This is a genomic window from Flavobacterium sp. B183 (assembly GCF_023539155.1).
Taxonomy (GTDB): domain Bacteria; phylum Bacteroidota; class Bacteroidia; order Flavobacteriales; family Flavobacteriaceae; genus Flavobacterium; species Flavobacterium tructae.
This window is the reverse complement of the sequence record NZ_CP097434.1, coordinates 2548411-2566445: the sequence shown is the minus strand read 5'-3', so window position 1 is coordinate 2566445 and position 18035 is coordinate 2548411. Positions and strand designations below refer to the sequence as shown.

11 protein-coding genes are annotated in these 18035 nt (G+C 35.9%); 4 read left to right on the top strand and 7 right to left on the bottom strand.

The features are described 5' to 3' along the window. Positions 1-124: 124 nt before the first annotated feature. The 3 genes from M4I44_RS10930 to M4I44_RS10920 all read right to left on the bottom strand — a co-directional run bounded on the left by M4I44_RS10930 (position 125) and on the right by M4I44_RS10920 (position 4982). Positions 125-2227 (bottom strand): cytochrome c biogenesis protein CcdA, encoded by a 2103-nt coding sequence (locus M4I44_RS10930; protein ID WP_249967311.1) that lies wholly within the window; start codon positions 2225-2227, stop codon positions 125-127. Then, the gene (gene tilS, locus M4I44_RS10925) at positions 2227-3537 is read right to left on the bottom strand and encodes a tRNA lysidine(34) synthetase TilS (RefSeq protein ID WP_249967310.1); all 1311 of its coding nucleotides are present in this window, start codon (positions 3535-3537) and stop codon (positions 2227-2229) included. Before tilS ends, M4I44_RS10930 begins: the two co-directional genes overlap by 1 nt. Positions 3538-3695: 158 nt before the next feature. Then, entirely contained in the window at positions 3696-4982 is a 1287-nt protein-coding gene (locus M4I44_RS10920) for an anthranilate synthase component I family protein (protein WP_249967309.1), read from the bottom strand. Positions 4983-5259: 277 nt separating this feature from the next. On the opposite strand from M4I44_RS10920, the gene M4I44_RS10915 reads away from it, so the two are divergent. From M4I44_RS10915 to M4I44_RS10905, 3 genes are all read left to right on the top strand, one after another. Next, on the top strand, positions 5260-6156 hold the full coding sequence (locus tag M4I44_RS10915; protein ID WP_249967308.1) for a DUF4349 domain-containing protein: 897 nt from the start codon (positions 5260-5262) through the stop codon (positions 6154-6156). A gap of 207 nt (positions 6157-6363) precedes the next feature. Beyond that, a complete protein-coding gene (locus M4I44_RS10910) occupies positions 6364-6738 on the top strand; it encodes a DoxX family membrane protein (RefSeq protein WP_070907066.1) in 375 nt (124 codons plus the stop codon). 584 nt (positions 6739-7322) lie between these two features. Beyond that, positions 7323-7976 (top strand): hypothetical protein, encoded by a 654-nt coding sequence (locus M4I44_RS10905; RefSeq protein WP_249967307.1) that lies wholly within the window; start codon positions 7323-7325, stop codon positions 7974-7976. 52 nt (positions 7977-8028) lie between these two features. Here M4I44_RS10905 and lpdA read toward each other — a convergent pair whose 3' ends face one another. After that, a complete protein-coding gene (lpdA, locus tag M4I44_RS10900; RefSeq protein WP_017495487.1) occupies positions 8029-9432 on the bottom strand; it encodes a dihydrolipoyl dehydrogenase in 1404 nt (467 codons plus the stop codon). 722 nt (positions 9433-10154) lie between these two features. After that, positions 10155-10613, bottom strand: a complete 459-nt coding sequence (locus tag M4I44_RS10890) for an Lrp/AsnC family transcriptional regulator (RefSeq protein ID WP_017495489.1) — start codon at positions 10611-10613, stop codon at positions 10155-10157. Between the two features lie 315 nt (positions 10614-10928). Here M4I44_RS10890 and M4I44_RS10885 point away from each other — a divergent pair, with 315 nt between their 5' ends. After that, positions 10929-12155, top strand: a complete 1227-nt coding sequence (locus M4I44_RS10885) for an aminotransferase class I/II-fold pyridoxal phosphate-dependent enzyme (protein ID WP_017495491.1) — start codon at positions 10929-10931, stop codon at positions 12153-12155. Positions 12156-12556: 401 nt separating this feature from the next. Here the strand turns inward: M4I44_RS10885 and M4I44_RS10880 are convergent, their stop codons facing one another. Then, positions 12557-14497 (bottom strand): amino acid permease, encoded by a 1941-nt coding sequence (locus M4I44_RS10880; protein WP_249967306.1) that lies wholly within the window; start codon positions 14495-14497, stop codon positions 12557-12559. 447 nt (positions 14498-14944) lie between these two features. After that, complete coding sequence (locus M4I44_RS10875) at positions 14945-17851, bottom strand: FAD-binding and (Fe-S)-binding domain-containing protein (protein ID WP_249967305.1); 2907 nt, start codon at positions 17849-17851, stop codon at positions 14945-14947. Positions 17852-18035: the final 184 nt, after the last annotated feature.

Here is an 18035-nt window from a genome sequence, read left to right as displayed (position 1 = left end):
TCTAAGTCTGACCTTAGAGGGATTTTTGTTTTGAATTAATTTCAACCCTTTGTTTATTGTAGATTTTAGATTGCACCCTTTACTCTATATTCTTTACTCTATTCTCTATGTTCTAGAAAAAAAACTACTTAAAATTAGAAATTCCTTCTTTCAGCCATTGCAAATATTCTTCTGCACCTACATAACTAATAGTAGGTTTTGAAGGGTTTAAATTCTTCCCTTCAAAATCTGTAATCACATATAGTGGCTGTGTATTGGTTTTATATTTTGAAATCATAAAATCAGTCCATTTATCTCCCACCGTTTCGATTTTATCTCCTTTTGCCGTAACATACTGCTCTTCTTTTGGCAAGTCACGTTTATCATCCACATAAAGAGAAATCAAAACCACCTCATTCTTCAGGATCGGTAAAATCATGGGTTCTGACCATACATTGTTTTCCATTTTTCTGCAATTGACACAGGCATAACCTGTGAAGTCAAGCATGATTGGTTTATTGATTGATTTTGCATATGCTAAACCATCTTCATAGTCATGAAAAACCATGATGCCATGAGGTCCTAACTCCGCTCCTTCCGGTAAACCCGAAACGGTTTCAGTACTGCCGCTATTTGAATTTGCAGATCCCCCTACTCCAAACGGACTTTCGCTATATTGCGGTGGTGGCGGGAATGCACTGATTAATTTTAATGGCGCTCCCCAAAGTCCCGGAATTAAATAAACCGTGAACACTAAAGTAAGTAATCCTAAATACAATCTTCCAACCGAAATATGATTTAGAGGACTATCGTGAGGCAATGTAATTTTCCCGAATAAATATAAGGTCAGAGCTGCAAAAATAGCGATCCAGATAGCGATGAATACTTCTCTTTCCAGAAAATGCAACTGAAGTACCAAATCAGCATTTGATAAAAATTTAAACGCTAAAGCCAATTCTAAAAATCCTAAAACTACTTTTACCGTATTTAACCATCCACCGGATTTTGGCAACGAATTCAACCAGCCCGGGAACATAGCAAAGAACATAAATGGTAACGCCAATGCTAATGAGAATCCTAACATTCCAACAATTGGAGCAATTCCACCATTTGAAGCAGCTTCCACTAATAAGGTTCCAACAATCGGTCCGGTACATGAAAACGACACAATAGCCAAAGCTAGAGCCATAAACAATATACCAATTAAACCTCCTCTGTCGGCTTGCTGATCTGCTTTATTTGCCCATGAATTTGGCAGCATAATTTCGAAAGCTCCCAAAAATGAAGTAGCAAAAATGATCAGGATCACAAAGAAAATCAGGTTAAACCAAACATCCGTAGACAGTGCATTCAACGCATCCGCCCCAAAAATTTTGGTTACAATCAATCCTAATATTACGTAAATAGCAATAATAGAAAACCCATAAATGATTGCATTTCTTATTCCTTTTGCCCTGCTTTTACTTTGTTTGGTAAAAAAACTTACCGTCATTGGGATCATCGGGAAAACACAAGGAGTCAACAAAGCTGCAAATCCTGAAATAAAAGCGATAAAAAAGATCGACCATAAACTTCTTGAAGGCGTTGACGCTGGAATTTCTTCACTTGTTTCTGCCAAAGCCTTATCTGTTTTTATAACTTGCTCTACTGCTGAAGCGGCTACTTTTTTTACTGTATCAACTGCTATCCCCTCCACTTTTGTTTCATCTAATTTAGATTCAGATACTGCCGCAACAGCATCCATTTTAAAATTTGATGGAATCGCAATAGAAAACTTTTTACTGGAATTGATACAAACTTCTTTACAAACCTGAAAGTCAAAATCAACCTCAACCGTTTTTAAGTTCGGATTGATAATGGTGATTTCCTGTTCGATATGTGCTTTGCCTTCAAAGAAAGTTTCATTTACACCAAAAACATCATTAAAAGCTGTTTTGGTTTTTCCTTCTTTAGCCTTTCCAACCAAATTGTAATTTCCTTTCTGATTTTTAAAGGTAATCTCTAAAGCAAGCGGTCCTCCTTCCGGCGTAAACTGCGAATACATGTGCCACTCTTTTTCAATTGTTCCGTCAAAAATCAAAACAGCATTATTCCCGGCTTTCTTTTCAATTTTTGAAGTCCATTTTACCGGTTCGAGAATTTGAGCGTTCCCTTTTGCAAATGCAAAAAGAAAAAACAGTAAAAAAACAATGGATTTATTCCAGACATTTTTAGACGTTATCGTTTGATGGTAGTAGTTAGGGTTCATTATAATAATTCTATTTTAATTATTTCGTTTGTTGTATTCTCGATTTTAAAGCGTTCATCCTGTCTGATTCCGATAACCCACACAATCTGATTATCTGAGCATAAAATCCAAATTTTTTCCTTTTCAATAAGCGATAATTTTTCATCCTTAAAAAGTTTGCTTAGCTTTTTAGATTTCCCATTCATTCCAAAAGGATGAAAAACATCTCCCTCCTTCCATTTACGTAAGATAAGTGGAAAACGGATTTTTTCAGCGTCCACAAATATAGCTTTATTTGAATCTATTGTAATGTCGTCTACCTGACAAAGCCTTAATTTTAAGGGAAAATTAACGTCTTTCTCCTCTGCTCCAATTTCGAATACTTCATTTTCTTCTAATTCAGAAATGGGGCTCAAAATCAAAGTATCTCTGTTTTTCAACAATCGAAAATCAGCCGAAAAAACCTGTTTACCGGATTGTCCCTCTGCCAAATCATAAATATCATTCCAGGCCACGAAACCAAATTCATTTAACCACTGATACAAATACGATTTGTAATTGGGTAATTTCTTAAGCTGATTCAAGTCAAAGTGAATATCTTCTCCCTCTTCTTTTGCTACTTGCTGGTAAATCATGATCGAAGCATCCTCAACCATTTCTTGTGATTCCTGCAAATACTCTTGCGTTTTTTGAAAGGCATTTAAAAAATTTGGATTGATTTCTTTCAAGATCGGAACAAGATCATGGCGAATTTTATTTCGAAGGTATTTATTGGACGCATTACTGCTGTCTTCCCGCCACAGTATATTGTTTTGCTTTGCATATTCTAAAATTTCGGCTCTGGAAAAAGGTAAAAGCGGACGAACAATTTTATCATTTTGCTCCGGAATCCCAGTCAGTCCGTCTAATCCTGTCCCTCGGGTTAGATTGATTATGAAAGTTTCGAGATTGTCGTCGGCATGATGTGCCGTTACAATATAGTCGAAATTTTCGGTTTCCAGAAGTTCATAAAACCAGTTGTAACGCAATTCCCGAGCTGCAACCTGAGTGGATAATTTATAATCTTTGGCAAAAGCCTCGGTATCAAATTGAGTACTAAAAATCGAAATACCATTCTCGTCACAGTACTTTTGAATAAAATCCTGATCTCCAAAACTTTCTAATCCACGCAATTGAAAATTACAGTGCAAAACGGCGATCTCAAACGGTAATTGCTGAAACAGATGCAGCAAAACCATGCTATCCAATCCTCCGCTTACTGCCAGAAACAGCTTTTTATCCTCCAGAAATGGAAATCTTACAGCGAGATGATTTTGAAATTTTAAAAGCATTTATAAATGTAAAAATTTAATTCAATATAATAGAGAAAGTTTTTTTAATCTTAAAATTGTACGAATTTACACTATATTTATAAACTGCAAATAAAATTGTACGAATTTTATTTAATTTAACATTCCCACATGCAAATCATCAATCGAAAATATATTGGTTATTGCAAAACTTCGTGCATTGCTTTTGCCTTTAACAGACATTCTTCGTACTCTTTTTCAGGAATCGATTGAGAAGTAATCGCACTTCCAACTGAAAACGATATATATTTATTTTCCTGATTGTACAAGATACTTCTTATCACCACGTTAAAATCGAAATCACCTTCAGGTGTAAAATAACCTACAGCACCACTGTACAGACCTCGTTTGGTTTCTTCCACATTTTCAATAATCTTCATGACCGAAATTTTTGGTGCTCCCGTCATGCTTCCCATTGGAAAAGTAGTCCTTAAAACATCTATTGGTGAATACTGCGGATCTATTTTTGAAGTGATGGTTGAAATCATTTGGTGCACCTGCAAAAATGAGTAAATTTTACAAAGTTCCGTTACTTCAACGGAACCTTTCTGTGCCGTATGCGACAAATCATTTCGTACCAAATCGGTAATCATAATGTTTTCAGCACGTTCTTTCGCATCTGATGCTAAAAACTGCTTTGATTTTTCATCTTCAACCGGATCTGAAGATCGTTTTGAAGTTCCTTTTATCGGTTGAGAAATCAAAGTTTCACCAACTTTTTTCAGGTATCGCTCCGGAGAAGCCGAAAGCAAATATTGTTTATGATTCTTAAAAAATACCGAAAACGGAGCCTGCGATATCGCATTTAACTTCTGAAATTTCTCTAAGGGGTTAATTTCGGCAGAGTCAGCAAAAAATTCCATACAAAAATTGGCCTCATACATATCACCTACATGAATGTGCTCCAGCATTTTGTTTACTTTTTCAACGTAAGCTTCTTTTGAAATACGCTGTTTGACTTCAATGCTACTTACCGTTTCAAAAGCATCATATTTACTATCAACGATGTCTTCATAATCCTCTTCCAGCTCATCATCGCAAAGCAATAAATATTGTATCTCAAGTTTATTCCCTTTTAACGTAAAAATCTTTTTAGGCTGAAAGAAAAACAAATCCGGAAAATCTAAACCGTCAAAATTTGATGATGTGAGGTTTTCCGTATCATTTTTTAAATCATAGGAAAGATATCCAAAAAGCCAGTCTTTAGTCGTTTGCTGATATTGTTTCAGATCTTCAAAAGCATTATGAAAATCTGTTTTTAAAGAGGTAAAAGCATCCACTGCCAAAACAAAATCAAAGCTTGAATATTCTTGTGGATACGAATTACTATCCAAAAAAACTACCTCTCGAAATTGTTGTGACCAGCTTAAAAGCTGTTGTTTAAAATGCTCTGGATCTGAAATGTTTTTGTAAATGGTAACTCTCAAAAATAGGTAAATTTTAGGCCTCAAAATTACAACAAAAAAAATCCTTCAATAAAATATTAAACAAAAAATATTGGCACACTTTTTAGTATATCGAATTAACAAGAATACTCAAACCTTTTTTGCCTATTGATAAAATACACTTCTAAAAAACACCGCCGATAAAGACTAACACAGATTGAATTCGTTATACCAAAAAATCGATAAAAATTTCCCTAGTCTCTCCCTGAAAAACGGATTCTCTAAATTATTACTCAACCCATTAAATCTAAAAAACTTTATGAAAACAATTGCCAACCTTGGATTGACTTCCTTAGTGCTTATCATCTTATTCTTTTCCTGCAAAAAATTCGATCCCGCTACATCAGAAAGCCTTACAGACCAACAAACTACAACAGACAGCACTGCGGTTTCTTCATCGGCAGCAGTGGAAAAAAAAGACGGTAAGCAAAAATTTATTCGCACTGCCGACATTAAATTTAAGGTAAAAAACGTCGTTAAATCTACTTATGCAATTGAAAACACCACTCAGAAATTTGGAGGTTTTGTAACCTACACCAGCTTACAAAGCACCATTTCAGATCAAGTTAAAACCAAAATCAGTCAGGATAGCACTCTAGAAACCACTAAATATACGGTACAAAACGACATTACAATCCGTGTTCCCAATACACAGCTCGATACCGTTATTAAAATCATAGCCAAACAAATTGATTTTTTGGACTTCAGACTTATCAAGGCCGATGATGTTTCTTTAAAGTTATTATCCAACCAGCTTTCGCAAAAAAGAAACACCGTTACACAAAAAAGAGTCGAAAAAGCAATTGATGCTAAGGGCAAAAAAATCAATGATGTTATGGAAGCTGAAAATGCGCTGGCGAACCAGAAAGAAGCCAATGATAACAGCATTATTGAGAATTTATCCTTAGAGGATCAAATCAACTTCAGCACCATAACTTTACAACTGTATCAAAACGAAACGATAAAACAGGAGATAATAGCCAGTGAAAAAGACAGCGATGCTTACAAACCTAATCTGGGTATTCAAATCATCGATTCGCTAAAAAATGGCTGGTACATTCTTGAAACGATCTTTGTTTTTCTAATTAATTTGTGGCCATTTCTTTTGATTGGTTTTGGAGGATTTTTCCTTTACAAAAAATACTTTAAGAAATAAGAAAAGTGTTAAAAAACAACAATTTCATAAGAAAAAAATCGCTATATTTGATATAGCATTCTATTTATCTCAAAATAGAACGATAATGACTGTCAAATTCTCAATATAAAAGTCATGAAAATTACTTTTTATCATTTGTGAGTTCAGATTATAACGTTTTCCAAAAATAAATTAGACTTTTTTAACCCATTAAAAATCTTACGTATTATGAAAATTGCTACCATTATTGTCCGTGTTTTAATTGGCCTTTTGTTATTATTCGCTTCTCTTAGTTTTTTCTTCAAACTGGCTCCGGAACCAGAAACTACCGGTGATTTTAAAGCTTTTAATATGGGGCTTGTTGCCTCAACTTATTTATTGCCATTAGCAAAATCAATCGAACTACTTTGCGGAATTGCGTTTGTAACAGGACGATATGTAACACTAGCCAATATACTGATCTTACCCATTACGGTAAATATCTTGTTTATTAATTACTTTCTTGCGCCACAAGGATTGCCGCTGGCAATATTACTATTCCTGGCTAACTTGTTCTTAATCTACAGATATTGGGATAATTACAAAAGCGTTTTCACCAGATAATCTATTTTTCACTTTAGATTTAAAAAGCAAACCCGACAGATTTAAAAACCTGTCGGGTTTGCTCTTTTTACTACTTACACTATTTTGCTTTACAACCGAAATAAAAAGGACCAAAAAATGAGACCTTAAGCATACCAATATTATCTTTTCTGATAAAGCTGGCTTTTCCCGATACTTTCCTCTCACTCGTCTTTTATGACATTATAGCCCCTGTTATTTACCTTTATCTCTATATTATTACTTAAAAGAAAAGTAACAACCTTATTTAGAATCTGCTCTGACAATTTTAATTTATTTACTAAAAATTTTTAGCCGTTCAAAACTACCTTTTTTTGAATTCTTCAGTGCTCTTAAAACAAAGTATGGCTACCATTTTTCGACTTCTGCAAAAAACAAAACCACTAGCCTAATTATCAAACAATTAAACCTCAAACATCTGCAAATACAGCCTCAAAATTATACCTCTAATTTACGAAATTTTTCCTGAACTTCTTCATTTTTAGACTCAAATATTACAAGAATAAAATCCAATTCTCCAAATACTTTTACTAAACAATTATATTTGATGAAAATTTCCATTTTACATGAAAAAATATTTACTCGCCTTCTTATTATTGTTTACTCATTTTTCCAGATCGCAATCTATAAAATCTATAGATTCGCTATCGACTGAAATCTGTAAATCATTGATTCAAAATCAGGCTCTAGACAATGAAATCAGAATTAATACCATCAACAATTCTCATATCACGCCATACCTGACAAAATTTAAGGATAGTATAGTTCAAAGAAGAGTGTTTGAGCAGTTATTTTTCAGGTTACATAAAAACTGTAACGAATTTGTAGCCCTTTTTCCAAACGAATCCGAGAAAAGTAGTTGGTCCATGCAGAATGAAAAGCCTCTTGATGAAATATCCAGAGAGGTATGCAATCATTTTGATGAATCTTCAAAATATTATTACATAGAAAATAGCGGTGCTAAAGTAGAAGTGACTTTAAGCGATCATTTATGGACAGAAAATTTTAATGATGGTACATTCTCAAAATTGCATTACAAAAAGAAAGGCAGCTGCGAATTTGAACTGGAATTTATTGAAAGTAATAATCTGTCACGAAAAAATCTAAGCATTAAAGGCGACAAATATTTATACCATTTGTATAAAGAAGAGAATGGAACTTATAATGTCTATTTAAAAAATAAAGAAACGTATTATATTTTTACCATACTAAAGCAATAAAAAACCCGTCAGAAATAATTCTGACGGGTTTTTAAGATATACTTTACGTAAATTATACGTGTAATGCTCTGTTATCAGTAGCTGCCAAAGCCGCTTCTTTTATTGCTTCAGCAAAAGTTGGATGCGCATGGCTCATTCTTGAGATATCTTCAGCAGAAGCTTTAAATTCCATAGCTGTAACAGCTTCAGCGATTAAATCTGCTGTACGGGCTCCAATCATGTGAACACCTAAAACCTCGTCTGTTTTTTCATCAGCAAGGATTTTTACGAATCCATCTAAGTCAGCACTTGCTCTTGCACGTCCTAAAGCTTTGAATGGGAAGCTTCCTGATTTGTATTTAACCCCTGCAGCTTTCAATTGCTCTTCAGTTTGTCCAACTGCTGCAACTTCCGGCCAAGTGTATACAACACCCGGAATTAAGTTGTAATCGATATGCGGTTTTTGACCCGCTAAGATTTCAGCAACCATAGTTCCTTCTTCTTCTGCTTTGTGTGCTAACATTGCTCCACGAACAACGTCACCGATAGCATAGATATTTGGAACGTTAGTTTGTAAATGATCGTTTACTTCTACTTGTCCTCTGTCAGAAATTTTAACTCCTGCTTTGTCAGCGTTCAATCCGTCAGTATACGGACGACGTCCAACAGAAACTAATGAATAATCTCCTTCTAAAGTAATTGTTTCTCCTTTTGCATTTTCAGCCTGAACCACAACAGCATCACCGTTTCTTTCTACTGATTTTACTTTATGAGAAACGTAGAATTTCATTCCTTGTTTTTTCAATACTTTAGTCAATTCTTTAGACAAAGAACTATCCATTCCCGGAATAATTCTGTCCATGAATTCTACTACAGAAACCTGAGCACCTAAACGAAGGTAAACTTGTCCAAGCTCAATTCCGATTACTCCACCACCAATAATTACTAAGTGTTTTGGAACTTCTTTTAAAGCCAAAGCCTCAGTAGAAGTGATGATTCTTTCTTTATCAATTTTAATAAAAGGCAAAGAAGATGGTTTTGAACCTGTAGCAATTATAGTATATTTTGCTTCAATAGTTTCGGATGTTCCGTCAGCTTTTGTCACAGCAATGTGTGTTGCATCTACGAAAGAACCTAAACCATTAAAAACAGTAACTTTATTTTTATCCATTAAGTAGTTAACTCCACCTGCAGTTTGATCAACAACAGCTTGCTTGCGCGCGATCATTTTCTCTAAATTGATTTTCACATCACCTGAAACTTCGATTCCGTGATCTGCAAAATGTGCAATTTCCGCATAATGATGAGAAGACGATAATAATGCTTTTGAAGGAATACAACCTACGTTAAGGCAAGTTCCACCTAAAGAGTTATACTTTTCTACAATTGCAGTTTTAAATCCCAATTGTGCGCAACGAATTGCTGATACATATCCGCCAGGACCTGAACCTATAATGACTACGTCAAATGAACTCATAGTTTGTCTATTTTATTTTTAGCGTTACAAAATTAAGGAATAAAGTTTTGTTTGAAGTTTAATTTTCAATGTTTTTTGGGTGAAATTTTGAGTGAGGATTTTACCGCAAAGTGCACAAAGATTTACGCAAAGGTTCACTAAGTTTTTGTTTTTTTATTATTGTGAAGTCGCAAAGTTTTTTGTCCATTAATTACACAAATTCTCTCGAAGTTTTTTTGTCTCTCGCAGATTTTGCAGATCATGCTGATTTTGTAATTCTTATAAAATCGCGAAAAATGCAAAGATTCATCACGTTTTAAACGCACAGCTATACATTTCTAAGAAAAATATTTGTCCCTTTAAACCTTTACCCAAAAAAACTCAGAAATCAAGAACTTAGCACCTTAGTCTCTCAGAATCTCAGCACCTTAAAAAGAAATCACCGTTGAATTCTTCACTTCACTAATCATAAACATACTTTGTATACTGCCAATATGCTGAAGCGAAGTCAGTTTTGTGACCAAGATTACACAAATTCTCTCGAAGTTTTTTTGTCTCTCGCAGATTTTGCAGATCATGCTGATTTTGTAATTCTTATAAAATCGCGAAAAATGCAAAGATTCATCACGTTTTAGACGCACAGCTGTACATTTCTAAGAAAAACATTTGTCCCTTTAAACCTTTACCCAAAAAAACTCAGAAATCAATAACTTAGCACCTTAGTCTCTCAGAATCTTAGCACCTTAAAAAGAAATCACCGTTGAGTTCTTCACTTCACTAATCATAAACATGCTTTGTGTGCTGCCAATATGTTGAAGTGAAGTCAATTTTGTGACCAGGAATTCGCGATACGCTTCCATGTCTTTTACCAAAACTTTTAAGATATAATCATAATCCCCGCTTACGTGGTGACATTCCAGAACTTCGTTTAGCTTGGTAACTTCACTTTCGAATTTGGTTAGGAATTCCTTAGTATGCTGAATTAGTTTTAAATGACAGAAAACCACAAATCCTTTTTCGATTTTAGATTTATTCACCAGAGCGACGTAGTTTTTTATGATGCCTTCACGCTCCAGCTTTTTAATCCTCTCATAAACCGCCGTCACAGAGAGATTGAGTTTTAAGGATAATTCTTTATTTGTTTTTTTACTGTCGGTTTGTAATAAAACCAGGAGTTTTTTATCTGTGGCATCTAAAGTCATGGCTTCAGTTTAGGGTTTATGGTTGGTAGTTGATGGCTTGTTCTTATTGTTGTAAAATGAAAGAAAATCTATTAACTGATCTTACATTCATCAAATTTAGATTAAAATTCAGGATAAATGCATTTTTACAGTTTTAAAATCTAATTATTCATTTCGTGGTTGATTAATTTTCCAATTAGCTCTTATTTTGAAAAAGATTTCCTTCAAAAAAGAACATAAAAGGTTCTTATTTAAAGTAAAAGTCAAAATAGTGGTCTCAAAAAAAACTAAACCATAAACTATAAACTATAAACCACAAACAATAAACTACCAACTATGAACCACTTTAACCCGGCAGACAAAATTCAGGATTTGCAATACTTTGGTGAATTTGGTGGTGTTAACCCATCGATTTCGGATTCTTCTACTTATACTTTTCTTTCAGCCAAAACCATGTTCGATACTTTTGAAGGGAACATGGAAGGTTGCTACTTATATTCCCGTCATTCTTCTCCAAGTAACTTGTATCTGGATCAAGCACTTGCAGCGATGGAAGGAACGGAAACTGCCAATGTTTCGGCTTCCGGAATGGGGGCTATCACTCCTACGCTTTTACAACTTTGTGGTGCGGGTGATCATATTGTTTCAAGTAGAACTATTTATGGCGGAACGTATGCCTTCCTAAAGAATTTCATTCCTCGCTTTGGAATCGAAACGAGCTTTGTCAACATTACCAAACTTGATATTGTAGAAGCAGCGATCACCTCTAAAACTAAGGTTCTATACTGTGAAACGGTTAGCAATCCATTGTTGGAAGTAGCTGATATCGCCGGCCTGGCTAAAATTGCCAAAAAATACAATCTAAAATTGGTCGTAGACAATACGTTTTCACCGTTATCGGTTTCTCCTGCAAAATTAGGAGCAGACATTGTGATTCACAGTTTAACCAAATACATAAACGGAAGCAGTGATACCGTGGGCGGCGTAACCTGTGCTTCGAAAGAGTTTATCAATTCACTAAAAAATGTAAATTCAGGAGCCAGTATGTTGTTAGGACCTACGATGGACAGTCTGCGTTCGGCTTCTGTAATGAAAAACCTTCGTACGCTACATATTCGTATCAAGCAGCACAGTCATAATGCACATGTTTTGGCAGATAAATTTGAGAAAGACGGTTTAAAAACGGTTTATCCGGGATTAAAAAGTCACCCAAGTCATGAATTGTACAAAACAATGATCAATCCGGAATATGGTTTTGGAGGAATGCTCACCATAGATGTGGGATCATTGGAAAAGGCCAACGAATTAATGGAACTGATGCAGGCAAGAAACTTAGGTTATCTGGCGGTGAGTTTAGGGTTTTATAAAACATTATTCAGCGCACCGGGGACCTCTACTTCAAGTGAAATTCCGTTAGAAGAACAAGCCGAAATGGGACTGACGGATGGTTTAATCCGTTTCTCTATCGGTCTGGACAATGACATTGAACGTACCTACAAAATGATGAAAGCCTGCATGACAGAGCTTGACATCTTGCAAAATAAAACAATTCTTTATAAATAAATTTGCACGATTTTTTTTTAGTTTGTTTAAATCCGCTGAAGGTTTTTCTTTTGGCGGATTTTTTTTTGTGCCTGTTTAAAATGAAAAGATCATTTACCTTATACAAAATAATAAAACCGTTATGAAAACATTCTCAGAACGGCTTATCATCTATATTTTTTTTATTTCAATGGACGGATTAAAATCTATCCCTACAATACATTTCGTTCCGATGGCGGACGGATTAAAATCCATCCCTAAATATATTTCGTTCCGATGGAACTCTTATAACGTTTAACTTGTAACGTTCTCCATGTTTAGGACAGATCAAATCCATCTCTACAATACATTTCGTTCCGATGGCGGACGGATTAAAATCCATCTCTACAATATATTTCGTTCCGATGGAACTCTGATAACGTTTAACTTATAACATTCTCCGTGTTTAGCTTGCTGTTTTTTCGGCTGAAGCCAAAATAGATACAAAGACCAATAAGCAACCAAACTGTGAAATAAATCCAATTCCAAACACTTAATTCGGCCATCATATACAAACAACAGATCAAGCCTAAAAGCGGAATTAAGGATAGATTCTGTCTGAAAGCCCAAACCGTTAAACCAACTAATACCAACAAGAAGATCCACATTGGAATTTTATGTTTGAATAAACTCAGTCCGCTTTCAAATTTTGCAGTCTCTTTTATAGGTAAACCTTTTACAACCTCAACATATTTTGCTTCGTCATCCTGATACTGACTCAATAAATGCTCTAAATCGGATGTTTCTGAAGTTTTATTCTGAACGTCGATACTTTTTAAATAATGGAAAACTTTTTCAGAATCGCTTTTATCCAATGAAGTAATAATATCTGCCGGACTATTCACCTGGGTCTCATTGGTGATAAAACTCATCGTAGCCTTTTTATTGTAACCAAAGGCAAAAACTAATCCTATGATCAATAAAGCCGGCATTATATATTTTGAATTGATATAAGGCGTTTTAAACTTTCCTCTTGGAATCTCCGGCTTATTTTGCAATACTAAAACTCCGGCACAAACCAATACAAACGCAAATAAAGTTCCGATACTGCACAAATCCGTTACCATGGTAAGATTTAAGAATAACGCGGGTACTGCAACCACAAAACCAGTTACGATAGTTGCATAAGAAGGCGTTTTAAATTTTGGATGAACTCTGGAGAAACGTTTTGGCAACAATCCGTCACGGCTCATACTCATCCAGATACGAGGCTGTCCCATTTGAAAAACCAACAAAACGCTGGCCATTGCCACTACCGCACTTACTGCAATAATTCCGGACATCCATTTTAAATCTAATTTTTCAAATACAAACGCTAGCGGATCACCTACATTTAATTCGTTATAACGCACCATTCCGGTTAAAACCAAGGCAATGGCGATATACAAAAGCGTACAAATAATAATCGCCCACATCATTCCGCGTGGTAAATCTCTTTGAGGATTTTTACATTCTTCGGCTGTAGTTGAAATGGCATCAAAACCAATGTAAGCAAAAAATACTGCAGAAACTCCTTTTAATACACCACTTACTCCATTTGGTGCAAACGGATCCCAATTGGCTGTATCCACGTAAAATATCCCAACCGCAATTACTAAAAGTACAATGCAAAGTTTTACTACCACCATAATATTACTGGCATTACGGGATTCTTTCATTCCGCGGTAAATCAATGCCGTAATCAAGATGATAATTAATAAAGCCGGAAGATCGGCAACAAAATGAAACGAGCCAAATAAAACCGGAGAAGTTGTCCAGGCCGTATAAGCAGACTGCAGAGCTGGTTCTAAATTTTCAAAGGCTTTTCCACTATGCATCAAAGCTGTTGCGTTATTAAATCCGTTTGAAGCGGTTAAGTAATCCATCTGAACCCACTGCGGGAGATGAATCCCTCCACTGGCGAGAAGTCCCGTAAAGTAATCACTCCACGATATCGCAACGGTTATATTTCCAACGGAGTATTCCATGATCAAAGCCCAGCCAATTACCCAGGCTATAATTTCTCCAAATGCCACATAAGAATAGGTATAAGCACTTCCTGAAACAGGTACCATTGAGGCAAATTCTGCATAGGCAAAAGCGGCAAAACTACAAGCTACCGCTGTAAATAAAAACAAAAATATAACGGCTGGTCCGCCATCTGCACTGGCTTTTCCGATCGTACTAAAAATTCCGGCACCCACTATAGCAGCAATTCCGAAGGCAGTTAAATCTCTGGCAGTTAAGTGTTTTCCTAATGCATTATGACCGTCTGCATCGTTTTTTGCAACCTGCTTCAGAATATCTTGTACCGTTTTTTTTCGGAATAAACCTGATAATGCCATATGTAATTATGCTTTTAAAATTAATTTAATTCGGTCTTTGTGGTTTTATTTTGCAAATAATGCAAAAATTATCCTGATTTCAAATATATAAAACGATTTTGTTTTGCATCGCTTTTTGTGATGAATTATTTTCACCCACGGATTATTGCGGATTCACGCCGATTTTTTTTTCCGCCACAACCCGAGCGATAGCGAACAGGCGAAGCAATTGCACGAATTAGCACAAATTTTGCAAAATCTGCGGGAAAACTTTTTAGCATTTCAAATACTTGACTATTTTTTCTCTCGCAGATTCTGCAGATTTAGCAGATTAACGCCAATTTCTTTTATTCTAAATCATTTTAATCCTCATAATCTGTGGCAAAAAGAATAGAATCTATTTTTTTTTACAAAGATTAGAAACAAAAAAATTTGCGTCAATTCGTGAAATTCGTGGCTAACAACATTCTACTTCAAACAGTTTCTCAAAATACTCACCGGATGCTGTGCTTCCCTGCTCGTTCCGTCATAAATTTGATGACGGCAACTAGTTCCTGCTGCGGCGATTTTTACCTCTTGGGCGGTGGCTCTTACTTTTGGGAATAAGGTATCTTCTCCCATTTGCATGCTTACCTGGTAATGCTCTTTTTCGTAACCGAATGACCCTGCCATTCCACAACAACCTGAATTGTAAATGGTAACCACATTATTCGTTGGTAAATTCAGCATAGCAAAGGTCGCCTCAACAGAACTCAGGGATTTCTGATGGCAGTGTCCGTGAATTTTAATTTCTTTCTTTTCTGCCGAAAAAGAATCGGCCGTGATCTTACCATCGATAATTTCTCTTTTAAAGAATTCTTCTATCGTAAAAGCATTTTTAGCTACTTTTTCAGCAGCTTCTTTGTTCGTTGCCAAACGCAGATATTCGTCTCTGAACGTTAATATTGCTGAAGGCTCTATTCCGATTAAAGGTGCTTTTGCTGAAACTAAATCCTTAAAAATAGTCACATTGATATCTGCAATTTTCTTCGCTTCTTCCAAAAATCCTTTCGACAAATACGTTCTTCCGCTTTCTTCATGATTGACGATTAAAACTTCGTAACCTAATTTTGTCAATAGTTCAAAAGCATCTATACCGATATTAACATCGTAATAATTGGTAAATTCATCATTAAACAAATACACTTGTCCGTTGGGGAAATTATTTTGCTGTGGCCTATTATTTTCGTACCATTTTCTGAACGTTTTTTTCGCCAATAACGGAACCTGTCTTTCCGGAGCAATTCCCATGCTTTTTTTCACGAGAGACTGATTGGAAATAAAATTCGTAATCGACGGAAACAAACTTCCCATTTTATTCAGTTTGGCATTGTGTGCAAAGATTTTGTTTCGGGTCGAAAAGCCGTTTGCTTTTTGATATTGGTATAAAAATTCTGCTTTCAGCGTGGCTACGTCTACATTACTCGGACATTCGCTGGCACAGGCTTTACAGCTCACACACAATTCAAAAACTTCGTAAAGCTCTTTCTGGTCGAATTTATTTTCTTTCTCCGAATACGTTAAATATTCGCGTAAGGCATTCGCCCTGGCACGCGTAGTTTCTTTTTCATTTTTCGTCGCGCGGTAACTTGGACACATAGCTCCTCCTGCCGACGGTAACTTTCTGCAATCACCGGAACCGTTACATTTTTCGGCAGCACGCAAAATCCCCAAACTATCCGAGAAATCCTGAAACGTCTTAATATCCGGTTCAACTCTGCCCGAAACAACACGATGGTTTTCGTCCATTTTTAAGGCATTCACAATCTTACCAATATTCAAAGCCGAGTTGGGATCAAACGCCAGCTTAATTCTTTTTAGCAATTCATAATTGGATTCGCCAATCATATATGGAATAAATTCACCACGCACGATTCCGTCACCATGTTCTCCACTCAGAGATCCTCTGTACTTTTTAACCAAAACAGCCACATCGGTTGCAATGGTTCTGAAAAGTTTTAAATCGGATGTTTTTTTCAAATTCAACACCGGACGCAAATGCAGCTCACCCGCTCCGGCATGTGCATAATAAATTGCCTCTTGTCCGTGACGCTTCATCATGGCTGAAAATTCAGCAATATAAGCCGGCAAATCGCTCAATTCAACCGCAGTATCTTCGATTGAATCGGCTGCTTTATCATCACCAACAATACTTCCTAAAAGTCCCAGACCGGCTTTTCTCAGTTCATTCGCTTTGTCAATATCCTTCCCATAAATCTTTACTCGTGCATAACCAAAATTGTTTTTTTCCAAATCAGCAATCAAAGCATCCGCTTGTTTTTCAGCATCTTCTAAAGTATTCGACGCGACTTCAAACAACATAATAGCTTTGGGCTCCCCCACCAAAAAGAAACGATTTTTAATATGTTCCCGATTCGTTTTGGTGCAATCTAAAATGGTATCATCAATCATTTCTGCCGTGTACAAATGATGCTTCATTGCTACAACAACAGATTCTAATGATTCCTGAATCGTGTGATAATGTCCCACAACCATAATGCTATGAGGCGGAGGCAGGTCGTCTACTTTCAGCGTCACTTCAGTTGTAAAAGCCAGCGTTCCTTCGCTCCCGCAAAGCAGTTTGCCTAAATTGACAGTGGGTTCAGTTCCGCCAAACAAATCTGATTTCAGCAAAACATCAACAGCATAACCTGTATTTCTTCGGTGAATCTCGGGCTTCGGAAACTCTTTTACAATTTCTTCCTGAGTGGCAACAACAGAAAGCTCATCGTAAATGGTTTTGTATATTTTATTTTCTAAGGTGTCCCCTTTGGTTTTTTCGATAAATTCAGCAGAAGTCAGATCCTTAAAAACTACTTCCGAACCGTCGCTTAAAAGAGCTTTTACCTCAGCAATTTTATCGCGTGTCACTCCATATCGAATCGAAGTGGTTCCTGAAGAGTTATTCCCCACCATACCGCCAATCATTGCGCGATTTGAAGTTGATGTAATTGGGGCAAAAAATACGCCGTGTGGTTTTAAAAACAAATTGAGCTCGTCGCGAATTACACCAGGCTCAACTGTTACGGTTTTCTTTTCGGCATTGTACGAAATAATTTTAGTAAAATGCTTCGACACATCAACGACCAATCCGTCTCCTACTGCCTGTCCTGCCAACGAAGTTCCGGCCGTTCTTGGCGTAATCGACATCTGATGCTGTCCTGCAAATTTTATCAGCTTGGCAATATCTTCAATTGTTTTGGGAATCGCCACCGCATTGGGTTTAATTCGATACACAGAAGCATCGGTCGAATAAAGCGTTTTATGAAGATCATCATATAAAAGGGTTCCTTCTAATGATGCTGATAATTGTTCTAACTCTTTAATTATTGACATTATAACTTGGTTTATAAACTAAAACGGATTCCGTGAATTACAAAAATAGTTTTTTTTGAGGTTCTAAGGTGCAAAGGCGCTAAGGTTCTGAGATTTTCTTTTGATTGTGTTTTACAAGCTTTCTTTAATTTCACAACTTTTTTAACCTCTATCTATTCTCTAAATGGCACATAAAACAAATACT